This is a genomic window from Pedobacter agri PB92 (assembly GCF_000258495.1).
Classification (GTDB): domain Bacteria; phylum Bacteroidota; class Bacteroidia; order Sphingobacteriales; family Sphingobacteriaceae; genus Pedobacter; species Pedobacter agri.
In genome coordinates, this window is record NZ_AJLG01000044.1 from 23,258 (window position 1) to 29,857 (window position 6,600).

At 35.2% G+C, this 6,600-nt stretch carries 8 protein-coding genes; all 8 read left to right on the plus strand.

The window, feature by feature from the left end:
* Positions 1-11 precede the first annotated feature (11 nt).
* Positions 12-953 (plus strand): XAC2610-related protein, encoded by a 942-nt coding sequence (locus ON09_RS08645; protein ID WP_157258886.1) that lies wholly within the window; start codon positions 12-14, stop codon positions 951-953.
* A 151-nt stretch (positions 954-1,104) separates the two neighbouring features.
* Entirely contained in the window at positions 1,105-1,743 is a 639-nt protein-coding gene (locus ON09_RS24190; protein WP_010600664.1) for a YeiH family protein, read from the plus strand.
* Between the two features lie 47 nt (positions 1,744-1,790).
* Complete coding sequence (locus tag ON09_RS08655; RefSeq protein ID WP_010600665.1) at positions 1,791-2,375, plus strand: YcxB family protein; 585 nt, start codon at positions 1,791-1,793, stop codon at positions 2,373-2,375.
* Positions 2,376-2,513: 138 nt separating this feature from the next.
* On the plus strand, positions 2,514-3,347 hold the full coding sequence (locus ON09_RS08660) for a hypothetical protein (RefSeq protein WP_238533634.1): 834 nt from the start codon (positions 2,514-2,516) through the stop codon (positions 3,345-3,347).
* A complete protein-coding gene (locus tag ON09_RS08665; RefSeq protein WP_010600667.1) occupies positions 3,344-3,790 on the plus strand; it encodes a hypothetical protein in 447 nt (148 codons plus the stop codon). Before ON09_RS08660 ends, ON09_RS08665 begins: the two co-directional genes overlap by 4 nt.
* Positions 3,791-3,798: 8 nt before the next feature.
* The gene (locus ON09_RS08670) at positions 3,799-4,620 is read left to right on the plus strand and encodes a hypothetical protein (RefSeq protein WP_010600668.1); all 822 of its coding nucleotides are present in this window, start codon (positions 3,799-3,801) and stop codon (positions 4,618-4,620) included.
* A 33-nt stretch (positions 4,621-4,653) separates the two neighbouring features.
* Positions 4,654-5,805: a hypothetical protein gene (locus ON09_RS08675; protein ID WP_010600669.1), complete on the plus strand. Its 1,152-nt coding sequence runs from the start codon at positions 4,654-4,656 to the stop codon at positions 5,803-5,805.
* A gap of 9 nt (positions 5,806-5,814) precedes the next feature.
* The gene (locus ON09_RS08680) at positions 5,815-6,441 is read left to right on the plus strand and encodes a hypothetical protein (RefSeq protein ID WP_010600670.1); all 627 of its coding nucleotides are present in this window, start codon (positions 5,815-5,817) and stop codon (positions 6,439-6,441) included.
* The last annotated feature ends 159 nt before the right edge of the window (positions 6,442-6,600 follow it).

Genomic DNA, 6,600 nt, shown 5'->3' on the forward strand with positions numbered 1-6,600 from the left:
CGAAACACACGATGAAGAAAATATTTATTTCGTTGCTAATGATAATTTGTGTTTTTGAGTTAAAAGCTCAGGAAGCAAAAATTATTTCAATCATCAATTTTACAGGCTCGATAGACAAATATCCGATAGAAATGAAATTGGAAATTAATCAAAAGAGCGATAGTGTAGCTGGTGAATATTTTTACAAGAAAAATGGAAATGTGAATAAAATGATTCTCGAAGGCAAGTTGAAAGACGGCCTATTGAACTTGCAGGAAAGAGCCTACAACGCAGCAAAACGCAAATATGAAACCACTGGAAGTTTCAAACTTAACTATATAGATCAAATTTATTTAAACGGAAGCTGGCAAAAACCCGGTAAAAACGCATCGTACTTAACTGTTAAGTTATCCGCCAGGGAAAATTTGAAGGCATTCAATCCATCTAACTACGTTTTTCAATATGTCAGAAACAGGGCAAAATTGGATTATATTCCTGCTGATGCGCAGTATTATTTCGACTTAATTTCACTAAAGGTTTTCATCAACAAAAGCATGCGCTGGGCTTTCACAGGTTTTAATGATGTTTTTACCAAAGAAGCAGAGATCCAATTGGAGGATTTGAATTTTGATGGTTACCTCGATTTTAAAGTTCCAATTTATTATCCTGGTTTAGCCAAAGGCGACTATTCTTATTTATATTTTATCTATGATCCAAAAAATAGGGGTTTCATCCAAAGTAAACAATTGAATGAAATGGGTGTGGTCTTTTTCGATGCCATTAAAAAGGAAGCTCAAACGGTAGATGCCGATGGGAGCGGTAACGAAGGGACTAGGTATTTCCGTTGGCAAAATGGAAAGCTCTTTCTGGTAAAAGAAGAACGGATTTATGAGAACGATAGTTATATGCACTATACCTATTACAAAATCGAAAACGGAAAATCTATTCTAGTTAAGACAGAAAAGAGAAAGTAACCAGAAACTACAGATTTTAGAGGTTGCTCAATGCTGTTTAACGAATAATAAATCGAAGTCTACAAATTTATATTACATATAAACGAATAATTAATACAAGGTAATCACTGCATTAACAAGCTGTATATTTCATCTAAATTCTAAAAATCAGATGGAAAATAATAAAACGTTAAATGTTGCCGAAAAAGTTAAGGCAGTGGCAATAGCCTTCATTGGCGCCGGAATTTTTAGTCAGGGTACTTTTTATTTTAAAGCACAAAGCAGTTATAACATTCCACGTATTTTATACCCAGTTTTTTCGCTTTTGGGCAATGTGGGTTTAGCCGTAGCCATGGTGATTTTGGGCTTAGGTTTAGCTTTCTGGGGGTTTAATAAATGGAAAAATGCTGCAGGCAAACCCGGTGTTTTTTTATCAATTGCCATTGCGTCCTTTGCAATTTTCTTCTCTATTTTATTTTTCACAGGTAAAAAGGCTACACCCGAAGAATTAGCTAAAGCAAGTGAAGAAAGTAGGGCGAAAGGGATTGAAAAAATTCAGTCAGCTGAGCAACCAGATTTCGACAACCCGGAAATTGATGCTCATTTTGCAGCTTTTGAGAAACTGTTAACCGAATATAAAACGGCATACAAAAATAAAAATAAGCATGAAATAATCGCAAAGGAAAGTGCTTATATGGAATGGAATGAAAACTCCGCAGATTTAATTCAGAAGTTATCATCACCAGAGCAAAAACAACAATTTGGCTTGTATCTGGCTAAATTATCAATGAAATGGCAGGAGGTAAAGTAGACCGTAGCTTATCCTGATGTTACTTTATACTTATTAAACCACATCCAATGCAAATTACCTTAAATTATACCTACAATCAAGATCAACTTAAAAGAGCCTATCGTTTCAATGTTTTTCCTACACCGAAGGCGAAATTTTTTTTGTTTTTTTTTAGCTGTGTAATTTTTGGTGTGGGAGGTGTATGTTGGCTTTGGAAACCAGCATCAATTAACCCACTGCTTTTAACCGCATTAAAAAACATGATGCTGGCAGCTTGTTTAATCTGGGTTTCTGTTTTACTTGCAGTTGCGCTTAACTATTTCTATCTGCCTGTTTATGCCTTTATAAAGAGTCCGTTTTTTAAGGGCGATTTTACGGTTAGCCTGACAACTGAAGGCCTCGCTTACCATCAGCGAATACTGGAGGAAAATAACAAGCGTGAGACAGATGGTTTTGTAAGTTGGAAAGCGTTTACTAAAAAAGCAGAAAACGAGGAATTCATCATTTTATTCATAGGCCTAAAACATTCCATTATACCTAAGGCATCATTTACAAATCAAGCAGAGCTGGAAGAATTTAGGGCCTTTTTAGCTACACAAACGCATATAAAATCAAAGAAATTTAACGGTAAAGAAATTTGGATAAACAAATAAATAATGAATATCTATCAGAAAAACTGCTTAGTAATTTTATCATTAATTCTAGGCTTTGTATTAAGCATTGCCTACGGATACAGCTTTCGGAATTTCATCGATCAGCCTAGTTTTAGTGCGAAAGATCTTGAATATAAAATGATCACTGAAGGAATTAAAACAGAGAGGTATAGTATTTCGAAACTGTTTAAAAATGACTATTCAGTCAATCTTTCGAGACCTTATTATTTTCCACAACACAAAGTTATCGTCTTTAATGGCTATAGAGACAAGAGCGAGCAGTCATTTTATAAAATAGACAGTCAAGGGAATTTGGTTGACAGCATTACATTCAGTCAAGATTATAGCACAATTATTTTTGGAGATTACATATTGCAAAACAAAGCCTATTCTAGCTGGATAATTGATGGGGATACCACAAAGAAAAATTACATAGAAGTCAATGCTGGTACAAATTGGTCTGAAGATAAAGTTGAAAATGAATTTGATCGTCTTAAGCGTAGCGCAGAAGATGTTTTTTACTTTAAATACGAAAGCTTGTGGGATTATGACGATCCAAGAAACGAAAGTAAAATAGATAAAGCAGTGTTTTTAATTAATGGCATATGGTATGCATTATATGGAAAAAACCTCTATGTAGATTTAAATGACCTTCCGGATCATACACTACCAAATCTAATGCCTAATGACAGCAGTTTTGATCAACCTAACTCAATTGCTTATGTTGCCGATTTTCAAAAAACAAACCGTGTGAAAGAAAACGAATGGAATGGTTTGGCCTACATTAATCTGCTTTATAAAACGGATACAATAAAAATAAAAGCAAAGCTAACTCAAAATGAAAAGCCTATAAACAACCTCGGAAAGTATGCTGCCTATAATATGGGTTACTTTAAACCTGATGGCTTGCCTTATGCCTTTATTGTTCAGGATGATAATTATTACATCATTAAAATGAAAAAACAGTTATGAAAATAAAGTTGCCGTTTTTAAAAGCATTCATTATTGCGTTAATCATTACCATAGGTTTTTTGATATATGTATTTATGAATCCAGAATTAAATAGCGGTTATGCCGGGCTATTCTTTTTAAGTATTAGTCCTGCTGTGCTAATTGGTATCATTGTGTACTGTTATATCATTAAAGTGCTCGATCATGCAGGGCTGTTAGCACCTCATTTCATCTTCAGGTTTTTGGTTCCATTTTTAATGATTTCTTTCATCATCTGGATAGGCGTAAATACAGGCACCGAGCCTGTTTTAGAGGCTTTTCAGCAATATAATTTTAGTGAGTACATTAATTACTTCTTTAATTTCGCTATAGAGATTTACTTACCATTAGCGGTTTCCTTGGCTGCAATTACAGGGATGTTGCACATTGGTAATAATGAGGTTGCAAACAATGATAGCATGTAATAAAGCTTATGAAAAAATATTTAGCGCTGTGTTTTTTGTTCGGACTGTTGGCTTCAAGCTGCAGCAGCGAACCAAAACCAAAAAGCGGGCAGAAAAACACATCAAAAAACGTATCGAATTTTGATGAAACTACAAAAACCATTCACGTTTTTGTAGCGCTTTGCGATAACAAATATCAAGGCATTGTGCCTGTTCCAAAAGCAATTGGTAACGGGCAAGATCCAGCAAATAATTTGTATTGGGGTTGTGCGTATGGCATTAAAAGCTACTTTAAAAAGAGTACAGAGTGGAAGTTGTTGAAAACGCAGAAACTGGATAAAATAAGAATGGAACGTTTGGTTTTTAAGCACACCAGGAAAAATTATTACCTCGTTGCCGATGCTTATGATGGACAATACATTAAAAAAACTACAACCGATTTTCTATATAGTGCAGCCGGACAACTAAAGGATACCATCAGAATAAACAAAACAACCATCGGTATTAACGGTAATGCAAAAATGGTAGCTTATATCGGTCATGATGGTTTAATGGATTTTCAGTTGAATGAAAATTTTAGCAATATAGATGGCAAACAGCGTGACGCGATTATTCTGGCCTGCATCAGCAAAAAGTATTTCGCTCCACATTTAGTGCAGGCAAAAGCAAATCCAATTGTATGGAGCACCGGATTGATGGCGCCTGAGGCATATGTTTTACATGATGCCCTGAGTAGTTATGTAAGTGGCGGAACAGCTGAACAGGCTCGTAGCAAAGCCGCAGTGGCCTACAGTAAATTCCAGAAATGTAGCCAAAAAGCGGCGAGAAACTTATTAGTTACAGGATATTAATCAATAACCTTGATTTTAAAAAACGATTAAATTATGAAAAAAATAGTTCTTACACTCTTAATTTTTGCTACGGCTAATTTTGCCTTTTCTCAGCATAAATTTTATGCTTTTAGCATTAACGGTAAATACGGCATTGTCGATAACTTAGCGAAAGAAACCATTAAGCCTATCTACACCTCTGCAATATCAGTACCCGCTAAAAATCAAATTCACCTAAAAGATTATGGCGATAAGATGGATATCATTTTTAATACAAAAACCGGCGCAAAACAGCTTTACGAAACCATATTCAGTAATCAGGTGCAAATAAAAGGAGTTCCATATTCTATCATTAGCAATAAAGGAAAGAAATTCTTATTAAGCGAGGAAACAGATAAAACGATTCCGATAACAAGAGATTATAATGATTTTAAAACAGTTGGTCAATATATTATTGCTGATTATGATGAACAGGAGCCTTTCGTTTCTGGAGGAACAGATAAAAACGGAATTCCATTGCCTCCTAAAATCAGAAAGATTAAAACGCATTTTGTGGTTTTGGCAAACGATGAAAGTTTTAAAACCATTTTAGATAGAGGATTTGACAAATATTTGCCACTCTATCAAACCGAAGAACAGCAAGAAGATGATGGAATTGTAAAAATGGTTAGCGTTAAACTTGAAGATTTCAATAGAAAACCAAATTTTGATTACATCGTATTGAGCCAGGGAAATAATCATAAATTATATAATGCTAAAATGGCATTGGTAAAAGCCTTTGTTTTGGCAAATGCCGATGATGAAAAATTAAAAGCGTTTGCCGAAAAACTAATAAAGGTTAACTTCAGTACAAAGGCAAACCGGGAGGGTGGTTTCGTAAGCGTTCCACCAATGATGGACCCAAGCATGGGCAAAGTGAAAAACTCCTATGAGGAATCTGAAGAGAAGAAGCCATTTAAACCTTATTTATACATCAAAAAATTAGAAAGCGGAAATACCATTTTTGCATTGCAGGAAACAGAGCAGATTAGTAAGCGAATTTTCGAAGCTAAAGCTAAATCTACTGTAAAATTGTACGAGCAAGGAAATGAGATCACCATTAAAATTGCTGGTAAAGAAGATAGCAAATTCAACTACAATCCTATAACCGGAGAGATTTATTTGCCGAAAGCATACCTCGAGGAATTGGGTATTACGCTGATTTAATTGCTGACCATGGAAAATACTATAAAATACATCCTCGCAATCTTAATAATAACAGGCTACGCATGCAATAATAATAGCAAAACTGGCCCACAACTTGCCGATACAAGTGTCTCGGATACGCTCATTACTGCAAAAATTGATACCATTTTTGTTGATACTGTAGCTAAAACACCTGAAATAAAAGAGGAAACAGAAATTAGTTTTGCCGATAGCATTGATTTTAAAAAATATGAAGTTGGTCCTCAAGAAAGAATAGAAAATGCGCCAATTGACTGGAGTAGTTATCCCGAAGCTAGAGATTTTAGAACGCGGATAACTGAAGCTTACAAAGACAGCGATGTGAATTTTGGCGGTCATTATGTAATCTCGATATTTGGTTGCGGTGCAAGTTGTATTATGGGTTTTATGGTGGATGTAAGAGATGGCAAAATTTACGATTTACCTTTGGGCGAAGAGAATTCATGTCTTTTTGCTGAAGATAGAGCTTTGGGTAATGCCACAAGTCGCCTTTTTATTGCGGGCGTATGTAAAGAAAATCTCGAAGCTAAACAGGTTTACTACAAAGCCTATTTATGGGATGAGGATAAAAAGGAATTCGAGAAAATTGAGGCTGCAGCTTTTTTGAAGAAAACATAAGGCGACGGGTTTTGAAATGTTGCTATAGCACAAAGCTTTGTTTTTAAACCTGATAGTAGCGAGCATGAGCCTTGGGACATAAACGGGTGAAGTGGATAGCAAGGCTAGCACATGCAATGAAATACCTGCTTGATTGTCTTGTGCCATGCAAATAATAAC

What these genes read in the sequence shown, in the direction of transcription:
- ON09_RS08675 (WP_010600669.1), top strand. Translation starts at nt 4,654, where the DNA reads ATGAAAAAAATAGTTCTTACACTCTTAATTTTTGCTACGGCTAATTTT.
- ON09_RS08660 (WP_238533634.1), top strand. Translation starts at nt 2,514, where the DNA reads ATGATCACTGAAGGAATTAAAACAGAGAGGTATAGTATTTCGAAACTG.
- ON09_RS08645 (WP_157258886.1), top strand. Translation starts at nt 12, where the DNA reads ATGAAGAAAATATTTATTTCGTTGCTAATGATAATTTGTGTTTTTGAG.
- ON09_RS08665 (WP_010600667.1), top strand. Translation starts at nt 3,344, where the DNA reads ATGAAAATAAAGTTGCCGTTTTTAAAAGCATTCATTATTGCGTTAATC.
- ON09_RS24190 (WP_010600664.1), top strand. Translation starts at nt 1,105, where the DNA reads ATGGAAAATAATAAAACGTTAAATGTTGCCGAAAAAGTTAAGGCAGTG.
- ON09_RS08655 (WP_010600665.1), top strand. Translation starts at nt 1,791, where the DNA reads ATGCAAATTACCTTAAATTATACCTACAATCAAGATCAACTTAAAAGA.
- ON09_RS08670 (WP_010600668.1), top strand. Translation starts at nt 3,799, where the DNA reads ATGAAAAAATATTTAGCGCTGTGTTTTTTGTTCGGACTGTTGGCTTCA.
- ON09_RS08680 (WP_010600670.1), top strand. Translation starts at nt 5,815, where the DNA reads ATGGAAAATACTATAAAATACATCCTCGCAATCTTAATAATAACAGGC.